Source organism: Acidimicrobiia bacterium, assembly GCA_036271555.1.
Classification (GTDB): domain Bacteria; phylum Actinomycetota; class Acidimicrobiia; order IMCC26256; family PALSA-610; genus DATBAK01.
This window is the reverse complement of record DATBAK010000039.1, coordinates 1-17,277: the sequence shown is the minus strand read 5'-3', so window position 1 is coordinate 17,277 and position 17,277 is coordinate 1. Positions and strand designations below refer to the sequence as shown.

Here is a 17,277-nt window from a genome sequence, read left to right as displayed (position 1 = left end):
CGCGGGGCCGGAGCGACGGCGTGACTACCGGAGGATCGCGAAGTCGGTCGCGCCGCCGGTGATCTGGGTGTACTGGCCGTAGTTCTTGGCGTCGCCGTAGTGGAAGACCTGGCCGTTCGTCGCGAGCAGCCAGTAGCCGTGGCCGGTCGAGCTCGAGCGGATCTGGCGGCTCGTCGGGATCGAGCACAGGCCCGATCCGGGGACGCTCCCGTAGAACGCGACGTGGAAGCTGAACACACCGCCGTCGCTCGCGAGCAGCCAGTAACCGACACCACCAGGACCCGCGGCCATCGAGATCACCGGCGCGTTCAGGTGCATGGCGCCGGTCGATCCGAAGAACCGCGCGTCACCGAACGAGAACACCCCGCCGTCGGCCGCGAGGAGCCAGTAGCCATGGCCACTCGTCGTGGGCGTCATCGCGATGATCGGCGCGTTGAGGTGCTGCCCGCCCATCGACCCGTAGAAGCGCGCGTCACCGAACGAGAAGATGCCGCCGTCGCGTCCGAGCAACCAATAGCCGTGTCCGCTCACGGTCGCGGACATGCCGATGATCGGCGCGTTGAGATGCTGTCCGCCCATCGATCCGTAGAAGCGCGCGCCGCCGAAGCTGTACACGCCGCCGGTCGGGCTGAGGATCCAGTAGCCGTTCACGCCCGGGCTCGCGGTGAGCGCGGCCGCGCCACCGGTGTTCGGGATGCCGGGCAGACCACCGAGGTAGTGCGCGCCGCCGAACGAGTAGATCGCACCGTTGCGGTCGACGAACCAGTAGCCCTTGCCCGACGCGGTCGACTCGTGCGGCGCGGGGTTCGTCGACGCGCGGCACTGGTTCGGCGGTAGCGGGTGTGCGCCTCCGCTGCTCGGTGGCGCGCCGATGTGCGTCGACGTCTTGTGGAACATCGGCCACGGTGGCGTCACACCGGGTGTCGGAATCGAATACGACGAGAGCGTCGCGGTGTGGTTCGGCGTGTCGAATCCCGCGGTGACGAGTCGCCAGCCGTGCGAGCCGAACGATCCGACCGCGGCGGCACCGCCGTAGCTCTTGAACGTGTGGTACGCGGTCACCGCGTGCGTGCGGCCGTCGATCACGTAGTAGTCGAAGTCGGTGCCGACTCCGACGTCGTTGCGTCCGTCGCCGTTCATGTCGGCGATGATCGGTGACGCGGTCTGCGCGTTCGGTAAGTGGATGCGGAAGATGAGCGCGCCGTTGCCGTTGTAGGCCTGGATGTAGCCGTCGAGACTTCCGATGACGACGTCGGCGCGCGTATCACCGTTGATGTCGCCGAGCGCGGGCGACGAGAACGTCACTCCTCCCGTCGTCTGCGGCCAACCGGGCACGGTCGCGCCGGTGGCGGCGTCGAACGCGTACACGCGATGTCCGTCGGTCGAGTGGTAGAAGTTCCCGACTCCGACGACGACATCCGGTTTTCCGTCACCGTTGATGTCGGCGATCGCAGGGCTCGACTGCACGACGTCGCCGACCTGTCGACGCCACAGCTCGCGCACTGCGCCGTTCTGCCAGTCGAGTGCGCGCACTTCGCCGCCCTGCCAGCTGTCGGGGCCGCCGAGCGTCTGGTCGTTGCCGACGATGATCTCCATGCGACCGTCGTGGTCGACGTCGGAGAGCGCGGGCGACGACCACACCGTGTCGTCGACGAAGTACGGGAAGCCCGGGATCTCGTGGCACGTGCGGTTGATCGCGTGGATGTAGTGGTCCCAGCTTCCGAACACGATGTCGGGATAGCCGTCGCCGTTCACGTCGCCGATGGCCGGCGTCGAGTACACGCCGTCGGAGTAGCCGTCGGGTCCGCCGCCGTTCCACTCGTTGAAGGTGTCGCGCGTCTGGAACCGGCAGCGCACCGATCCGTCGCTGCGGTACACGACGATCCCGCCGTTGTGGTTCGTCTGGAACAGCGAGCCTGCGCCGACGACGACCTCGTTCTTCCCGTCGTGGTCGAGGTCGCCGACCGCGGGGGAGCTGTCGATCGCGGTAGCCGACGTGCTGTTGATCGTCGCGGGCTTCGGCCAGCCCGCGAGCGCTTGGCCGTCTGCGTTCAGCACGCGCACCTGGCCGTCCTCGCCGCCGACGACGATGTCGTTCTGCCCGTCGCCGTTCACGTCGGCGATGACGGGCGACGACGACCGGTTCCATCCGGCCGTCGTGGTCGACCAACTCGGTGTCGTGCTCGCGTGCGCCGCGGCGGCCGGGAGCAGGCCCGTCGCGACGACGGTGGTGGCGAGGAGGGCGAGGATCAGGCGGGGGGCTCGCATGAACGCGGTCTCACTTCTGTCGGAGTCGTGGGGGAGCTATCGGCGGGTTCACGCGCGAGGTGAAGGGCGCATGGTCAGGGCAAACGGTTCGCGGTGATCCCCGCCGTCGGCGAGCGGAGGGTCCAGGTCCGGCCGCCGTCGACGGTGCCGTACAGATACTGGTCGATGCAGCCACCGATCGGGCGACCACAGTCCGGAACGTCGGCCTGCACCCAGCCGTCGGTGCGAGACGCGAACGCGACGCTCACCAACCGTGTGTGCGTGGGACGCAGCGTGGTCCAGTGCGCGCCCGCGTCGCGCGTGAGGTACAGGCGTGCGCCGTCGGACAGCATCCATTCCGAGGCGCTCGTCGCGGTGACGCCCGCGTACGGATCGTGCGGCCCGGCGTCGGGCGCGTGCACGGTCGCCCACGCACGGCCGCCGTCGGTCGACTGCTCGACGAGCACGCGCTGGTCACTCGTGACCGACGCGGCGACGACAGTGTGCGCGCCGACGAAGACCGGCGAACCGATCGGTGTGGCCCCGGGATCGGCGCGGGCGACCGACGACCACGTGCTCCCGCCGTCGTCGGTCCGGAAGATCGATCCCGGTTGGATGCGGCTCGTCGCCCAGCCGTGCTGTGTGTCGGCGAAGTGGATCGGCCCGAGGAACGGTGTCGCGCCGAGCCCGCGCCACGTCGTGCCGCCGTCGTCGGTGACGGCGAGCGCGCCGCCGCCGTTCTCCCCCACGACCGCCGCCCAACCGTTGCGGGCGTCGAGGAAGTCGAGCCCGACGACCGGCCCGCACGATCCGCTGCACAGGCTCACGTGCGTCGGCTGCCACACATGCCCGCCGTCGGACGTGCGCCAGATCGTCGGCTCCGGAACGTTGGTCGCGATCCACGCGTGGCGCGCGTCGAGCACCGCGAGCGCGCTCGTCGACTGAACCGGATTGCCGAACCCGGGCGGCGTGATGTTGCGCCACTTGAGCCCGTCGCTCGTGAGCGCGACTCCGAGCGTGTTGATCGCCCACGCGCCGCGCGGTGCGACGACACCCATCTCGCTCACGAACTCGGCTTCGGGGTCGACCCGGTCGACGGGCTGTGTGGTCGCGCTCGCGGGCGGCGGGAGCACGATCGTCGCCGACGACCGAGCGCGCGCGTGATGCGCGTGACCCGCGACGACGGCGACGATCGCGCCGGCCAGGAGCGCGATCGCGACGCCGACCAAGACCGCGCGTCGCCGTGGGACGCGGTTCGGCACGCGCTCCGGCACCGGCCCGTCCTCGCTGTCGAGCTCGATGATCGGAAGGTCGTCGAACTCGTCCACGGCTCGTATCTCGGCTACGGCGTGGGAATCCGGATGCGCCCGCGGCGCGTGAGGCGCACGGGATGGTCGGCCGCCGCGAGCATCTCGGCGTCGCCCGCGCTGTCGCCGTACGCCCACAGCTCGTACCCGTCGGTGCCGAAGCGCTCGCGGATGCGTTGCGCCTTCCCGGCGCCGCGGCAGTTGCCGCCGACGAGCCGGCCGGTGACGCGGCCGTCGTCGTCGACCTCGAGCCGGCTGCACAGCACCGTCTCCACGCCGAGTTGCTCCGCGACGCCGTCGATGTACACGTCGAGCGATGCGGACACGATCGCGACCTCGTGACCGCGCTCGACGTGCCAGCGCAGCCGGTCGACCATGTCGACCCGCATCCGCCGCGCGACCACGTCGTCGGCGTACACGTTCCCGCGGATCACGAGATCGGCGTGGTCGCGCCCGCCGAGCAGCCGCCGCAGCATGCGTTCCTTCGCGTCGTCCCGCGACCCCGCACCCGCGCCGGCGAGGGCGAGCCGCGGCGCGTCGGCCGCGAACGCGCGCAGGAACGGGCCGTTGCCCGCGACCACGCGCAGGAACGGCCCGAGCGTGTCGGCACGCGTCAACGTGCCGTCGAAGTCGAAGCAGGCGATGGTTCTCATGGTCGCGCGCGCCGCTCCGAACGCGGTGTGGGGCCGATCGAGGTCGCGTGCCCGCTGCGCTCGCGGCGTTCGTGGTTCACGTCGTCACACCGGAAGCTTGCGGAAGATCGCGCGGGGGAGATGCCGCACGACCGCCATGACCGCGCGCAGCGGACCCGGAACCCACACGATCTCCTGATCGCGCGCCACGGCGTCGACGACCGCGTTCGCGACGACGTCGGCGGTCGTCGACATCGGCGCGTCGGGCATCCCCTCGGTCATCTTCGTGCGCACGAACCCGGGGCGCACGATGACGACGTGGATGCCGGAACCGACGAGCGAGTCGCCGAGGCCCTGGAAGAAGCCGTCGACCCCGGCCTTCGACGATCCGTATACGAAGTTCGCCTTGCGGACGCGTTCGCCCGCGACCGACGAGAGCAGCACGATCGTGCCGTGGCCCTGTGCGCGCAGGCGCGCGACGAGCGGGATCGTGACCGACACGAGCCCGGTGAAGTTCGTCTGCACGATCTCGACCGCGGTCGCGGCATCGTGCGCGGCGCGTTCCGCGTCACCGAGCACACCGGCGGCGAGCACGACGAGGTCGAGGTCGCCGACGACCGCGATCACCGAGTCGACGAACGCCTCGTGCGACTCGAAGTCGGTCGCGTCGAATGGCAGGCATTCGACGCGGGCCGCGCCGGCCGCGCGCAACGCCGCCGCGGTCTCCTCGAAGCGCTCCGGCTTCCGACCCGCGAGCACGATCGTGTGCGCGTGGCGCGCGACGAGCCGCCGCGCGATCGCGATCCCGATGTCGGAGCCACCCCCGAGCACGAGCACCGACTGCACGGAGCCGACGGCGTCTCTCATGCCGCGGCCTGCTCGCGCACGAGACCGAGCCGACGAGCGAGGTCGCTGCGCATCACGCCGCGGGGGTCGACCGTTGCCCGCGCCTCGCGCCACCGCTCGAGCTCCGGATACATCTCGGGCAACAGGTCGGCAGGCACGCGCGAGTCCTTCGTGAGGTAGACGCGCCCGCCCGCTTCGACCACGAGCTCGTCGAGCCCGTCGAGCAGCTCCGGCAGGCCGCGGCGAGCGGCGGGAATGTCGAGCGCGAGCGTCCAGCCCGGCATCGGGAACGACAATGGACCGACGTTCGAGTGCTCGAAGCGCTTCAGGACCGCGAGGAACGACGGACAGCGCGCCGCGCTGAGCCGTTCGAGCGTCTTCCGCACGACCGCCTCCGCGCCGTACGGCACGACGTACTGGTACTGCACGAATCCGTGCGAGCCGTAGATGCGGTTCCATCCCTTCACGCCGTCGAGCGGGTGGAAGAACTGCGACATCGTCTGGATCGCGTCGCGCTCGTCGTTCGGCGCCTTCCGGAACCAGAGCTCGTTGAACGCGCGCACGCTCAGCAGGTTCAGCAGGCCGTTCGGGATCCACGGCGGCGCGGTCACGAGCGATCGCGGCGCGAACTCGGACGCGGTGCTGCGGTCGCGTGCCGAGAGCTCGTCGAGGCGCGCGTGGTTCCCGCGTGTGAGCACCGAGCGGCCGAGGTGCGCGCCCGACGCGAGACAGTCGATCCAGGCGACCGAGTACCGGTACGACGAGTCGGTCGCCATCATGCGCGCCATGCAGTCGTCGAGGTCGGTGGCGCGCTCGGTGTCGACGCGCAGGCGCGACGTCTCGACGGGCTGGAGGCGCATCGTCGCCTCGGTGACGATCCCGGTGAGCCCCATCCCGCCGGCGGTGGCCCAGAACACGTCCGGGTGCTCCTCGGGTGCGACGGTCATCGGACCCCCCGCGGGCGTTGCGAGCGTGAAGCGCGTCACCGCGTCGCAGAACGAACCGAGCCGGTACTTGCCGTGGATGTCGGAGGCGATCGCGCCGCCGATCGTCACGTAGCGCGTGCCCGGCACGACGGTGGGGAACCAACCGAGCGGGAGCAGCACGCGCATGAGCGTGTCGAGGCTCACGCCCGCCTCGCAGGTGATCGTGCCCTTCTCGACGTCGAGCTCGAGCACGCGGTCGAGCCCGGTCGCGAGCACCACGCTGCCGCCCGCGTTCTGCGCGGCGTCGCCGTAGGAACGGCCGAGGCCGCGTGCGATCACGCCGCGCGGGTTCGCGCGCCGGAGATGGTCGGCGATCTGATCGGTGCGCGCCGGGCTCCACACCGACGCGCGCGTCGGGTTGGTGCGACCCCAGCCGCTCAGCAGCTGCTCCGACGTCGACTCGGTGCTCGCCTCGCCGCTCACTCGCAGGGCCACGTCAGCTCACCACCGCGATGCCGAAGCAGATGATCCACGCGAGCCCGATGAGCAGCAGCACGCGGTCGCTCATCAGCAGCTCCTCGGGCGCGCCGCCCTCGCCGTGGTCGAGCAGCAGCGCGTAGCGGAGCACGCCGAGCACGAACGGGATGATCGCGAGCTGGAACCACACCTGGTTCCCGGTACGGCCCGACGCCTCGAACGCCCACAGGCAGTAGGCGAGGATCGCGATGCTCGACGACACCGCGCGCACGTAGCCGAGGTATGCCATCGAGTAGCCCGCGAGCGATCGGCGGTGCAGACTCGCGTCCGCGCCGAGCTGCATGTGCTCGGCGGTGCGCTTGCCGGTGACGACGAACAACGAGCCCGCGGCCGCGACGATCAGGAACCAGTTGCTGATCGAGACACCGCACGCGACGCCACCGGCCACCGCGCGGAGCACGAAGCCCGCGGCGACGGTCGCGAGGTCGAGCACGGGCTCGTGCTTGAGCCACTGGCTGTACGCGAACGTGATCGCGACGTACCCGCCGACGACGAGCGCGAGGTGCCAGGTCGCGGCGAACGCGAGCGCGACCGACGCGAAGAGCATGACCGTGCCGACCTGCTTCGCGAGCGCGACCGGGACCTCGCCCGCCGCGATCGGGCGGAACCGCTTCTTCGGGTGCATGCGGTCGGCCTGCACGTCGAGCGCGTCGTTCCAGTAGTACGTGCCGCTCGCGGCGATGCAGAAGCAGACGAACGCGATGAGCGTCTTCACGATCGAGCGGGCTTCGAACAGCACGCCCGCGGCGCCCGGCGCCGCGACCACGAGCACGTTCTTCGCCCACTGCTGCGGGCGCGCCAGTCGCAGCAGTGCCGATGGCAACCCGCGCGGCGGCTTTTCCTCGGGCGTCGGCGCGAGCGGGTCGGCGGCCGTCAGAGCTCCAGTTGCTCGTGCTCGATCAAGCCGACGAGGGTACCGAGATCGCCGGTGGCGCCGCCCATCATCCGTCCGAAGAGGAAGACGGCCATCATCGCGGCCGCCGAGAGCGACCCGATCAGGTACGCGAGCTCGCAGCGCCGGAACAGCTCGTTGCCGAGCGCGACCGTGAGCACGAAGCCCACGATGCCGACGCCCCACGCGATCGCGGCGCGGGTGTAGCCCTTCAGGGCGATGAGTCCCTGATTCAGCGTGAGCGCCAGGATGAACGCGCCGCTGCCGGCCGCGAGCAGGCCGAGGTCGAAGCCGCTCAGCGTCCAGTTGTCGAACAGCTTGCGGCCGACGGTCGGGCCGATCGTCGCGCTCGCGAGCACTCCGAGGATCCCGACGCCGCCGACGATCACGAGGAGTCGCCGGAGACCCGAGCGGAACTCGTCGTGCTTGCCCGCGCCCGCGAGCGCGGCGAGGTTCGGGAGCAGCGCGGCCTGCACGGCCTGGAAGAGGAGGATCGGGATGCGCGAGATGAAGATCGCGCTGATGAAGCCGGCGAGCGCGTCCTTCTGCGCGTGGCTGTGCGCCAGCACCGTGGCCGCGAGGAACGACGCGTAGGAGAGCGCCTGCGCGAACACCGAGGCGACGAGCAGCAACCCGAGCGCGCTCGAGAGCTCCGAGTACGGCGCGGTCGGGCCGGGCACGAGCAGGTTGCGCTGCCCGCGCAGCGACACGAGCACCGCGACCGCGGGCGGAAGCGCGAGCGCGAGTCCGTACAACCCCGTGGAGTGGCTGCCGCTCGCGAACAGCACGATGCACGCGATGATGCGCACGGTGCCTTCGGAGCCGTGCATGAGGCCGTACGCGCCGAAACGGCCGTTGCCCGAGAGCGTGCCCCGCACGATGAACGCAGCGAAGTAGCAGACGATCGCGAACACGAGCCCGAGCAGCAGCAGTGCCTGGCCGTGGAACAGCGTGTGCACGATCGGGGCCTCGAACGCGAGCGCGAGCACGACGGATACGACCGTGAGCACCGCGCCGAGCAGCGCGGCGCGCTTCACGAGCGGACCGCCGCCGATGCCGCGCGCGCGGCGGTGCGCGACCGCGCGCGCGACCTCTTGCTCGAGCGGCTGGAACAAGCCGGGCGTGATGACGAACACGACCGCCCAGAGGCTGTTCAGCGCGGAGTAGTGGATGCTCGAGAGGCGGTGGTTCGCGAGCAACTGGAAGCCGTACGCGGTGACGCCCGCGATCATCAGGCCCGCGCCGACCGCGTACGTGCCTTCCGGGACGTTGTTCTTCGCGACGTCGACGATCTGTTGAGCGCGCGAAGCCACGCGTGCTCCCCGGTTGATGGACTACGGACGGGCTCGGACCCTTCAGACCATTGATCGACGGGAAGCCCTGCGACGTGAGAATCGTACCGATTCGTTGCAGGCCGCGGTCGGCCCGACACCGGCCGCGAACGGCGTACACGAAGCCCCGGTCGCGATTCGGACGAGGTCGGCGCCTACCCTTGCGCCAGCACCGCCGTCGGACGTCGAGGGAGTCGCATGGGGGAGCGGGTCGTCAGCGGAGATCGGGACCTCGACGTCAGCGTGATCCTGCCGGTGTTCAACGAGAAGGGGCACCTGCACGCGGAGATCGACCGCATCAGCGCCGCCCTCGACAGCTCGCCCTACACCTACGAGCTCATCGTCGTCGACGACGGGTCGACCGACGGATCGGTCGACGAGCTGCAGAAGATGGAGGGCATCCGGCTGCTCTCGTTCGCGCGCAACCGCGGCACGGGCTCGGCGCGGCGCGCCGGCACGCGCGCGGCGCGTGGTCGTGTGGTCGTGTGGACCGACGTCGACATGACGTACCCGAACGACGACATCCCGCTCCTCGTGAAGGAGCTCGAGGGCGCGGACCAGGTCGTCGGCGCGCGCACGTCGGAGCAGGGCACGCACAAGATGCTGCGGGTCCCCGCGAAGTTCTTCATCCGCCGGCTCGCGCAGTACCTCGCGCACACGAAGATCCCCGACCTCAACTCCGGTTTCCGCGCCTTCCGCCGCGATGTCGGTCTGCAGTACGTGCACATGCTCCCGTCGGGCTTCTCGTGCGTCACGACGATGACGATGACGTTCCTCGCGAACGGCTACACGGTGAAGTACATGCCGATCGAGTACAAGGAGCGCGCGGGCAGCTCCAAGTTCCACTGGTACAACGACACGCGCCGGTACGGCCAGCAGGTGCTGCGCCTCATCTTCACGTTCAACCCGATGCGCGTGTTCGGCCCGCTCGGCGGCGCGATCCTGCTGATTGGTCTGGGCAAGCTCGGCTACGACCTCGCGACGAGCGACTTCTACGTTCGCACCAACACCGCGTTGCTCATCTTCATGGGCTTCCAGATCGTGATGATCGGCCTGCTCGCCGACGTCGTCGCGCGCAACGCGCGGTCGAGGAACGACATCGAGCCGGCGACGCGTTGACGTTCACGCCCGATCGGTTCCACGAGTTCTACGAGCGCGGCGACGTCGTCGCCGGCTACGACGCCCGGCGCGGCCGCACCCCGGCGTTGCGTGCCGTGCGTCGTCGCGAGCTCGACTTCTTCCTCGGCCACCTCCGCCCCGACGCGTCGGTGTGCGAGATCGGCGCGGGTACCGGCTTCGTCACCCGTCGGCTCCTCGAGCACGGTCCGGTGTACGCGGTCGAGCCGTCGCCCGCGATGCGCGAGCAGCTCACGCGCGATCTCGACCCCGCGCCGGGGCTCACGCTCGCCGACGGCGACATCCAGCACCTCGACCTGCCCCGGCGCTTCGACGCGATCGTCAGCTCGCGCGTGCTCATCCATTTCGACCAGCAGGCGGTACACGAGATCGTCGCCGCGGTCACGCGGTTCCTCGAACCCGGCGGCGTGTTCCTCTTCGACGTCAGCACGCCGTGGATCGTGCGGTACTACCTCGCGCGCGTCGTGCCGAAGGTGCCGCACACCTGCCTGCCCGTGAGCGTCGCGAAGCTCGCGGCGTTCGTCGCCACGCAGCCGGATCTCCGGCTCGTCGACCGCGCCGCGGTCGACCATCGCGTGCTGCTGTCGCCGCTCGTCGCCGCGGGCGAGCTCTTCCCGCGCTCGAACCGGCTCGAGCGCGCGCTGCTCGCCGGCGACCGCGGGCTCTCCTCGGTCGGCGCGCTCGCGGCGCGCTGGCTGGTGGCGGTCGAACGTACGGCGTGACCCGCCTGATGGTCGGGCTCGTACGCTTCGCCCGCCCCGGCGGCTCGGCAGGAACGCGGCGGCCATGACCTCCGTCGCGATGCTCTCGCGCGCGGTGGGGCCACCGTGGGCCGACGGCAGCATCAACACGCATGTCGCGTGGGCGCGCGCGCTGCCCGACGTCGACTTCCGCTGGTTCGCGAGCGCGGCCTGGCACCCGACCGAGCCGAACTTCCGGGCGACGCGGCTCGGCGCGACCGACAACTCGTGGGGTGTGGGGCAGAAGGCGCGTTTCGCGGCCTGGCTCGCGGCGACGCGCGCCGATGTGTTCCATCTCGTGTTCTATCCGCAGCCCGCGACGCTGCGGATGTTGCGACCGCTGCTCGCGGCGAAGCGTGGGCCGGTCGTGCAGACGATCCAGGCCGCGTTCGCGCCGTCGACGCACTTCGCGCCACTCGTCGTCGCGCGGCACGTTGTGGCGGTGTCGGAGCGGATCGCGCGTGAGTTGTCGGCCGCGATGCCCGGACTCGACGTGACCGTTGTCCACCCCGCCGTCGATCCCACGTTGCTCGCGACGGCGCGAGCCGACGGCGCATTCGCGGCCGGTTTCAACGACGGGCGCCGGTTCGTGCTCTACGCGGGCAACTGGTCGGAGCCGCTCGGGGTGCTCGAGGCGCTCGAGGTGTTCGCACTCGTCGCGGCCGACCTGAACGACGTCGACCTCGTCGTCGCGAACCGCGCCTCGTTGCGCGCTGCGCACGCGTCGGCGGAGGCGGCGGTACGCGATCGCTTCGACGAGCGCGTGCGAGAGCTCGCGCTCGAGTCGCGCGTGAAGGTCGTCGGGTTACTGCCGGAGTTCCGCGCGGTGGTCGCGGCGGCGGCCGCGCTGCTCTTTCCCGCGCTCGACCTGCGCGAGGGCAAGCTCGACCTCCCGCTCGTGGTACTCGAGGCCGTGGCGCTCGGTGTGCCGGTCGCGCTCTACGACATCGCGCCGCTCGACGAGTTCGCGTTCGCACCGGCGGGTGCGGTCGCCCGCGCGGGTGATCGAGCCGCGCTGGCGGCGGGCCTCGGCGCGCGGCTGTCGGATGCCAGCGCGTACCGGGAAGCGTCCGAGGCCGGCCGCGTGCTCGCGCGCGACGCGTTCGATCCCGCGACCCGCGCCGCGACCCTGCGCGGCGTCTACGAGCGCGCGCTCGGTCGCTGACGCATCGCTCGGGCCGCGGATTCCACGCGCCGCGCAACTTCGTCCCAGTCCGGCGCCGTGCTCGCGGCGCGCGCCGCGAGCCCGCCGAGGTCGTCGATCGCGCGCGCGATCGCGTCCGCGAACGCCGCCGCGGTCACCGAGGCGGCGACCGTGCCGTTCACACCGTCGACCACCTGCTCGGCGAGCCCGCCGACCGGCGTCGCGACCGTCGGCCGTCCCGCCGCGCTCGCGACCGGCACGACGGCCGACTGCGTCGCCGTGCGGTACGGCGCGAGCACGAGGTGGTGCGCGGCGAACAGCGCGTCGACGTCGGCGTCGGGTACGTAGCCGGCGCGGAGCTCGACCGCGTCGCCGAGGCCCGCGCCGTCGACGCGTGTGCGCCACTCGGCAGCGGATTCGTCCCAGAGCTCGCCCGCGACCGTGAGCTCGATCTCGACGCCGCGGTCGCGCAGGATCGCGAGCGCGTCGAGCGCGAGATCGAGGCCCTTGTACGCGCGCACCATGCCGAAGAAGAGCGCGCGCACCGGCGGCCTGGGAGGGAGCGGGTGAGCCTGCAGCACGATCGTGGGCGCGATCGGCGCGACGACCACCGGGACGTCGCGTACGAGCGCCGAGACCGCGGCCGCGGCGGCATCGGAGTGCGTGAGCAGCGCGTCGACGCGCCCGAGCACCGAGCGCGCGGCCGCGTCGTCGAAGCGCCGCGCCTCGTGCGGGTGCGGATTGTGCACGACCGCGAGGTGCGGCACGCGCCGCGTCGCCGCGAGGATCGTCCAGTACGCGGGCGCCTGCGCGGGCGAGACCCACGGGAACACCACGAGGTCGACGTCGCGCGCGCGTCGGGCTTCGGTCCACCAACCCCACGGCGCCCACCATCGCAGCGGGAACCGCGCACCGGGCGGCGCGGTCGCGTCGGGGTCATGCTGCGAACCCGGATACAGGAAATGCGGGTACTGCGCCGACCACGACACGATGTCGACGTCGTGGCCGCCGCGCCGCAGCGCCGCACAGAGCGCCGCGCCGCTGTGCGAGATGCCGCCCGGCCGCGGCGGCACCGGGCCGATGTAGAGGATGCGCATCGTCAGGGTTCGGCCATCGCGGGGTCGCGCGGTTTGAACAGCAGCAGGATTCCGCTCATCAGCGCGAGCGCGATCAGCCCGATGATCCGGTCGACCGAAACCGCGAACAGTGCGACCGCCGCGGGGAGCCCCACGAGCGGCGCGAGCGCGGCCGCGAGCACCTCGCGCAGCCCGAGCCCACCGGGCAGGATGCCGACCGCGCTTGCAGCCGATGTCGCAATCGTGAGTGTGAACGTCTCGCTCCACGCGGCGTGGAAGCCGAGGCCGCGCAGCACGAGCACGAAGCGGACCGCGTAGACCGCGACCGACGCGATCTCGATGAGCACGAAGCGCCCGAACCAGTGCCGCGCTTCCGCATCGGACAGCGGGATGCGCAGCAGCGCGTACGCACCCGCGCACGCGACGACGCCGCCCGCGATGAACGCGAGCCCGAGCCCGAAGTGCTCACGGTCGATGAGCAGGACGATTCCCGCGAGCACGCCGGTGGTGCCGAGCCAGATCACGCCGACGCTGCCGAGCACCGACAACGAGCGCTTGTAGTTCGTACCGAGCCCCCGCAGCGCGCGGGCGCGCACGACGAGCGCGCCCGGGATCGGCAGGAGGTTCGCCGCGGTCGCGACCGTGCTCACGCGCGCCGCATGCAGCGGACCGAGCCGATGGCCGAGCGCGCGCCCTGCGGCTACGTACTCGGCCGCGTTCACCAACGTCGACGCGGGCACGCCGACGACACCGAGCAGGACGAGCAGCACGACGTGCCGGTGCGAGTGCACGTGGGGCAGGTCGCGCGCCGCGAGCACGGTCGCGCCGACGAAGAGGACGGCGGCGCCCGCGAGGACCGAGCGCTCCATCGCCGGCGAGCGCCGGCCCGAGCCCACGATCCGCTCGCGCAGCGCGACCACGCGCGCGAGCGCGCCCGACCACCCCGTCGAAGGAGTCGAAGGAGTCGACGGGGTCGACGGGGTCGACGCGTCGTCGGGCGGTTCCGTCGTCACTTCAGCTCGAAGCGGAAGAGGTTCACGTAGCCCGTCAGCAGCTGGGTCATCTGCACGTGATTCTCGCCGAGGTTCGTCGTCAGGCCCGCGAGCTGCGGTGGTTTGAGCCAGGTCTGGTCGTTCAGCAGGTAGACGTGCAGGTGCTCGCGGGTGAGCCGCACGATCACGTCGGTGAGCCGGCCGAGGCTCGGTCGCAGCGACCACACGTTGGTCTCGTCGTCGACGGTGACCGGCCGGTCGTTCTTCACGAGGAACGCGGTCGACAGCACCTGCCGGTTCGGCCACAGCGCCTTCGAGCCGAGCTGCGTGATCACGATCGCGTCCGACGGCGTGCTGTTGAACACCGCGTCGCTCTGGAGTCGGCGCAGGCGCACGTCGGCATCGGTCTGCTTCACGCCGCCGTTCGCGTACACGTTCGTGTGCATCGCGAGCGCGGCGACGACGATCGCGATCGCGAACGCGCCGATCTTCACCGCGCGCGTGCGGTGCGCGACCGCGGCGGCCGCGAAGATCGAGAACATCGCGAACGACGGGAGCATGTAGCGCAAGAACGACGACGAGACCGTGAAGCTCGTCGCGCCGGTGAGGTTGCGAGTTCCCGCGTACGCGACGATCCCGGCGGTCACCGCGAGGGTGCCCCAACCGAGGGCCACGACCGTGCGGTCGTCGCGCTCTCTCAGCACGAGCACGAGGCCACCGAGCCCCGCGAGCATGATCAGCAGGATCTCCGGGCGCAGCAGGTAGATGTGCGCTTGCTTCGCGAACAGCGACGAGCTCACGCCGAGCAGCCCGCGGCCCTTGATGTTGGCGGTCTGGTCGATGAGCTTGTAGGCGAGCGCGTAGCCCGTCCGCTTCGGCGAGCCGTACATCCACGCGTTGAACGCCGCGAACGGCAGGCTTCCGATCGCGGCGACCGCGGGCACGATCAGCCAGCGGCGCCATTGTGCGCGATGGCCGAGCACGAAGGCGATCCAGAGCACGCCGACGATGATCGCGTTGTCGTAGCGGAAGCCGAACGCGAGCGCGCACGCCACTCCGCCGACCGCGAACCACGAGCGGCTCGACGAGCGCGCGGCCCGTACGAACGCGTAGATCGCGAGCAGCACCACGCAGACCGCCGCGGTGTCGGGCGCGTAGATCCACGCGCTGCTGCTCCAGAACGACGTCGTCGACGCGAAGAGGATCCCCGCGAGCCACACCGCGATGCGCGAGCGCGTGAGCTCCCACGCGAGCAACGCAAAGACCATGAGTGCGAGCACGCCCATCAGCGGATCGACGAGCGGTACGAGGTTCGAGTTCACGCGGTGCGCGGCGGCGAACAACGCGACGACGAGCGGGAAGTCCTTCGGCACGACCTTGCCGTTGCGGCTTGCGGCGTCGCGCGGCGTGAACGCGGGCGCGATGTCGGCGGGCACGCGGTCGTAGAGCGGGAGCGTCTCCTGCGGCTTGCCGTGGTCGGCCCACTGTCGCGCGAGCTCGTAGCCGACCGACTGGCGCGGCGACGTGAACACCGGCTCCTTGCGGAACGGGCGCGGATAGCTGAGGTAGAGCCCGGCGAACACGACCGCGAGCGCGACGAGCGCGGCGAGCCGGTGCCCGTTCGTCGGCAGGAGACGCGATCGTGCAGTGTGCGCGTCGGGCGGCGGTGACGGTTCGGGCGTTCCCGGTGCGAGGACTTCGGTCGTCACGACGAACCCGGTGTCGCGCGCACCCACAGCCCGACCCAGTAGTGCGGGGGGAACCCGCGCCGCAGCTTCTGCACGTAGCCCGCGCGCCGCAGTGCGTCCTCGCCGCGTCGCCAGCCGCGCACGTCGGCGTGGCTTCCGACGTACCAGATGCGCGCGCTGCGCGCCGCGACGGTCGCGACCGAATTCGTGAACCGCACCGGATCGGTGTCGGCCGGCACGACGACGTCGTCACGATCGATCATCACGTCGAACGGTGTCGTGACCGACGTGCCGGGCACGGGTCCGCGCAGGTGGAACGGCCAGTCGCTGTAGAGCGCGGTCGCGAAACGCGCCTTCGGGTACAGCAGGATCTCGTCGTGCCGGCTCGCGTGAGCGTCGACGATCGCGAGCATCGAACGCAGATCCTCCTTCGGATACGTGGGCAGGGGCAGGGTGATGATAGAGAGCAGCACCACGAGACCCACCGCGGCGACGCCCGCAATTCCGAGGTTGATTCGGGAGAGCAGCGCGTCGGCTCCGAACGCGAGCGCGAGCGCGAGGTCGGCGTACAGGTAGATGTCAGTGCGGCCACCGCCGAGCGGGTTGCGCTCGAGCGCGGCGAGCGCGGTGGCGAGGACGAGCGGACCGAAGAGCAGGACGGCGCGATCGGGGCGCGTGCGGATCGCGAAGGCCGCGCAGGCGGCGAGCGCGAGCACGGTGAGCGCGGCCGGTAACGGCGTGAAGCCGCGTGCGAGGCGCGAGTAGTCGTGCCAGAGCGATCGGAATACGTCGCCGACGCCGGCGTGGGAGATGTAGTAGCGCTTCCAGTACGCGACGAGATTGCTGTCGATCGCGGTGCGGATCGCGAGCAGGTACCACGCGAAACCGAAGCACGCGTAGAGCGTCGTCGTCTGCACCGCGGCGCGCGGCACGGTGCCCGCGCGACGCGCCGCGAGGATGCCGGCGACGAAGCCCGGAACGACGACGATGCCGAGCGGCGCGGACAGCACGGTCGCGAGCACGGCCGCGCCGCCGAACGCGTACCAGCGCGCGCGCTGTTGCGGCTGTGACAGCAGGCGGTCCGCGATCACGAGCACGATCGTGGCGGCGAGCGCCTCCACCGCGAACGCCTTGACGCGCGACGAATATCGGATGTGCATCGGCGACGTGAGGATGACGCCCGCTGCGAGAACGGCGGCGGGTCTTCCGAGCCGCCACGCGCGCGCGGCGAGATACACGGCCGGCGGGCCGAGGATCCCGCACACGAACGCCGGCAGCTGCGCGCGCAACGACGAGAAGTGCACGACGCTGAACCACGCCTTCAAGAGCACGACGAAGCCGGGCGACGCGACCGAGATTCGCCGCACGTCCTCGACCGAGTGCACCTTCCAGAGCAGCGACACCCACGCGTCGTCGATCCAGAGGCTGTGGGGCGCGAGCGGTCGCGCCCGCAGCGCCGCAGCCAGACCGAGCAAGACGACCGCGACGAGCGCGTCGAGGAGGCGCCCACCGCGACGAGGAGTTGGGGACGCCACTGCCGCCATTCTGGCAAACGACCTGCCGGACCGAGCGGAGCGGGTGAGTGGGTGCCGCGACTGCGGTCGGAGACCCGTGCCGAGACGAGCGAGGACGCGACCATCGGAGCGGAGCGGGTGAGTGGGTGCCGCGAGCTGCGGTCGGAGTCCCGTGCCGAGACGAGCGAGGACGCGACCATCGGAGCGGAGCGGGTGAGTGGGTGCCGCGAGCTGCGGTCGGAGTCCCGTGCCGAGACGAGCGAGGACG

At 71.2% G+C, this 17,277-nt stretch carries 15 protein-coding genes; 4 read left to right on the top strand and 11 right to left on the bottom strand.

Going from position 1 to position 17,277, the window contains the following annotated elements:
• Nucleotides 1-24: 24 nt before the first annotated feature.
• The 7 genes from VH914_10630 to VH914_10600 form a co-directional block, all read right to left on the bottom strand.
• Nucleotides 25-2,268: an FG-GAP-like repeat-containing protein gene (locus tag VH914_10630; GenBank protein ID HEX4491651.1), complete on the bottom strand. Its 2,244-nt coding sequence runs from the start codon at nt 2,266-2,268 to the stop codon at nt 25-27.
• A gap of 74 nt (nt 2,269-2,342) precedes the next feature.
• Nucleotides 2,343-3,575: a YCF48-related protein gene (locus VH914_10625; protein HEX4491650.1), complete on the bottom strand. Its 1,233-nt coding sequence runs from the start codon at nt 3,573-3,575 to the stop codon at nt 2,343-2,345.
• A 14-nt stretch (nt 3,576-3,589) separates the two neighbouring features.
• Nucleotides 3,590-4,207, bottom strand: a complete 618-nt coding sequence (locus VH914_10620) for an HAD-IB family hydrolase (GenBank protein HEX4491649.1) — start codon at nt 4,205-4,207, stop codon at nt 3,590-3,592.
• 84 nt (nt 4,208-4,291) lie between these two features.
• Nucleotides 4,292-5,053, bottom strand: a complete 762-nt coding sequence (locus VH914_10615; protein HEX4491648.1) for a decaprenylphospho-beta-D-erythro-pentofuranosid-2-ulose 2-reductase — start codon at nt 5,051-5,053, stop codon at nt 4,292-4,294.
• The gene (locus VH914_10610; GenBank protein HEX4491647.1) at nt 5,050-6,453 is read right to left on the bottom strand and encodes an FAD-binding oxidoreductase; all 1,404 of its coding nucleotides are present in this window, start codon (nt 6,451-6,453) and stop codon (nt 5,050-5,052) included. The genes VH914_10615 and VH914_10610 overlap by 4 nt, the downstream gene beginning before the upstream one ends.
• A 1-nt stretch (nt 6,454) precedes the next feature.
• On the bottom strand, nt 6,455-7,372 hold the full coding sequence (locus VH914_10605) for a decaprenyl-phosphate phosphoribosyltransferase (protein HEX4491646.1): 918 nt from the start codon (nt 7,370-7,372) through the stop codon (nt 6,455-6,457).
• Nucleotides 7,369-8,700 carry a hypothetical protein gene (locus tag VH914_10600; GenBank protein HEX4491645.1) on the bottom strand — a complete coding sequence of 444 codons (1,332 nt, stop codon included), beginning with the start codon at nt 8,698-8,700 and terminating at the stop codon, nt 7,369-7,371. Before VH914_10600 ends, VH914_10605 begins: the two co-directional genes overlap by 4 nt.
• A 216-nt stretch (nt 8,701-8,916) precedes the next feature.
• Between VH914_10600 and VH914_10595 the strand changes: the two genes are divergently transcribed.
• From VH914_10595 to VH914_10585, 3 genes are all read left to right on the top strand, one after another.
• Nucleotides 8,917-9,837: a glycosyltransferase family 2 protein gene (locus tag VH914_10595; GenBank protein ID HEX4491644.1), complete on the top strand. Its 921-nt coding sequence runs from the start codon at nt 8,917-8,919 to the stop codon at nt 9,835-9,837.
• Nucleotides 9,834-10,577 (top strand): class I SAM-dependent methyltransferase, encoded by a 744-nt coding sequence (locus tag VH914_10590; GenBank protein ID HEX4491643.1) that lies wholly within the window; start codon nt 9,834-9,836, stop codon nt 10,575-10,577. The genes VH914_10595 and VH914_10590 overlap by 4 nt, the downstream gene beginning before the upstream one ends.
• A 64-nt stretch (nt 10,578-10,641) precedes the next feature.
• On the top strand, nt 10,642-11,760 hold the full coding sequence (locus VH914_10585) for a glycosyltransferase (GenBank protein HEX4491642.1): 1,119 nt from the start codon (nt 10,642-10,644) through the stop codon (nt 11,758-11,760).
• Here VH914_10585 and VH914_10580 read toward each other — a convergent pair.
• The 4 genes from VH914_10580 to VH914_10565 are packed head-to-tail and all read right to left on the bottom strand — an operon-like array spanning nt 11,736 to nt 17,030.
• Entirely contained in the window at nt 11,736-12,836 is a 1,101-nt protein-coding gene (locus tag VH914_10580) for a glycosyltransferase (GenBank protein HEX4491641.1), read from the bottom strand. The genes VH914_10585 and VH914_10580 overlap by 25 nt on opposite strands.
• A 2-nt stretch (nt 12,837-12,838) precedes the next feature.
• On the bottom strand, nt 12,839-13,828 hold the full coding sequence (locus VH914_10575; GenBank protein HEX4491640.1) for a lysylphosphatidylglycerol synthase domain-containing protein: 990 nt from the start codon (nt 13,826-13,828) through the stop codon (nt 12,839-12,841).
• Nucleotides 13,825-15,516 carry a glycosyltransferase family 39 protein gene (locus tag VH914_10570; GenBank protein HEX4491639.1) on the bottom strand — a complete coding sequence of 564 codons (1,692 nt, stop codon included), beginning with the start codon at nt 15,514-15,516 and terminating at the stop codon, nt 13,825-13,827. The genes VH914_10575 and VH914_10570 overlap by 4 nt, the downstream gene beginning before the upstream one ends.
• Nucleotides 15,513-17,030 (bottom strand): hypothetical protein, encoded by a 1,518-nt coding sequence (locus tag VH914_10565; protein HEX4491638.1) that lies wholly within the window; start codon nt 17,028-17,030, stop codon nt 15,513-15,515. Before VH914_10565 ends, VH914_10570 begins: the two co-directional genes overlap by 4 nt.
• A gap of 51 nt (nt 17,031-17,081) precedes the next feature.
• Between VH914_10565 and VH914_10560 the strand changes: the two genes are divergently transcribed.
• On the top strand, nt 17,082-17,277 hold a 196-nt coding region (locus VH914_10560), incomplete at its 3' end, for a hypothetical protein (protein HEX4491637.1).

Coding starts and splice junctions, on each gene's coding strand:
- VH914_10630 (HEX4491651.1), bottom strand. CDS start 2,268: ATGCGAGCCCCCCGCCTGATCCTCGCCCTCCTCGCCACCACCGTCGTC.
- VH914_10620 (HEX4491649.1), bottom strand. CDS start 4,207: ATGAGAACCATCGCCTGCTTCGACTTCGACGGCACGTTGACGCGTGCC.
- VH914_10615 (HEX4491648.1), bottom strand. CDS start 5,053: ATGAGAGACGCCGTCGGCTCCGTGCAGTCGGTGCTCGTGCTCGGGGGT.
- VH914_10595 (HEX4491644.1), top strand. CDS start 8,917: ATGGGGGAGCGGGTCGTCAGCGGAGATCGGGACCTCGACGTCAGCGTG.
- VH914_10585 (HEX4491642.1), top strand. CDS start 10,642: ATGACCTCCGTCGCGATGCTCTCGCGCGCGGTGGGGCCACCGTGGGCC.
- VH914_10580 (HEX4491641.1), bottom strand. CDS start 12,836: ATGCGCATCCTCTACATCGGCCCGGTGCCGCCGCGGCCGGGCGGCATC.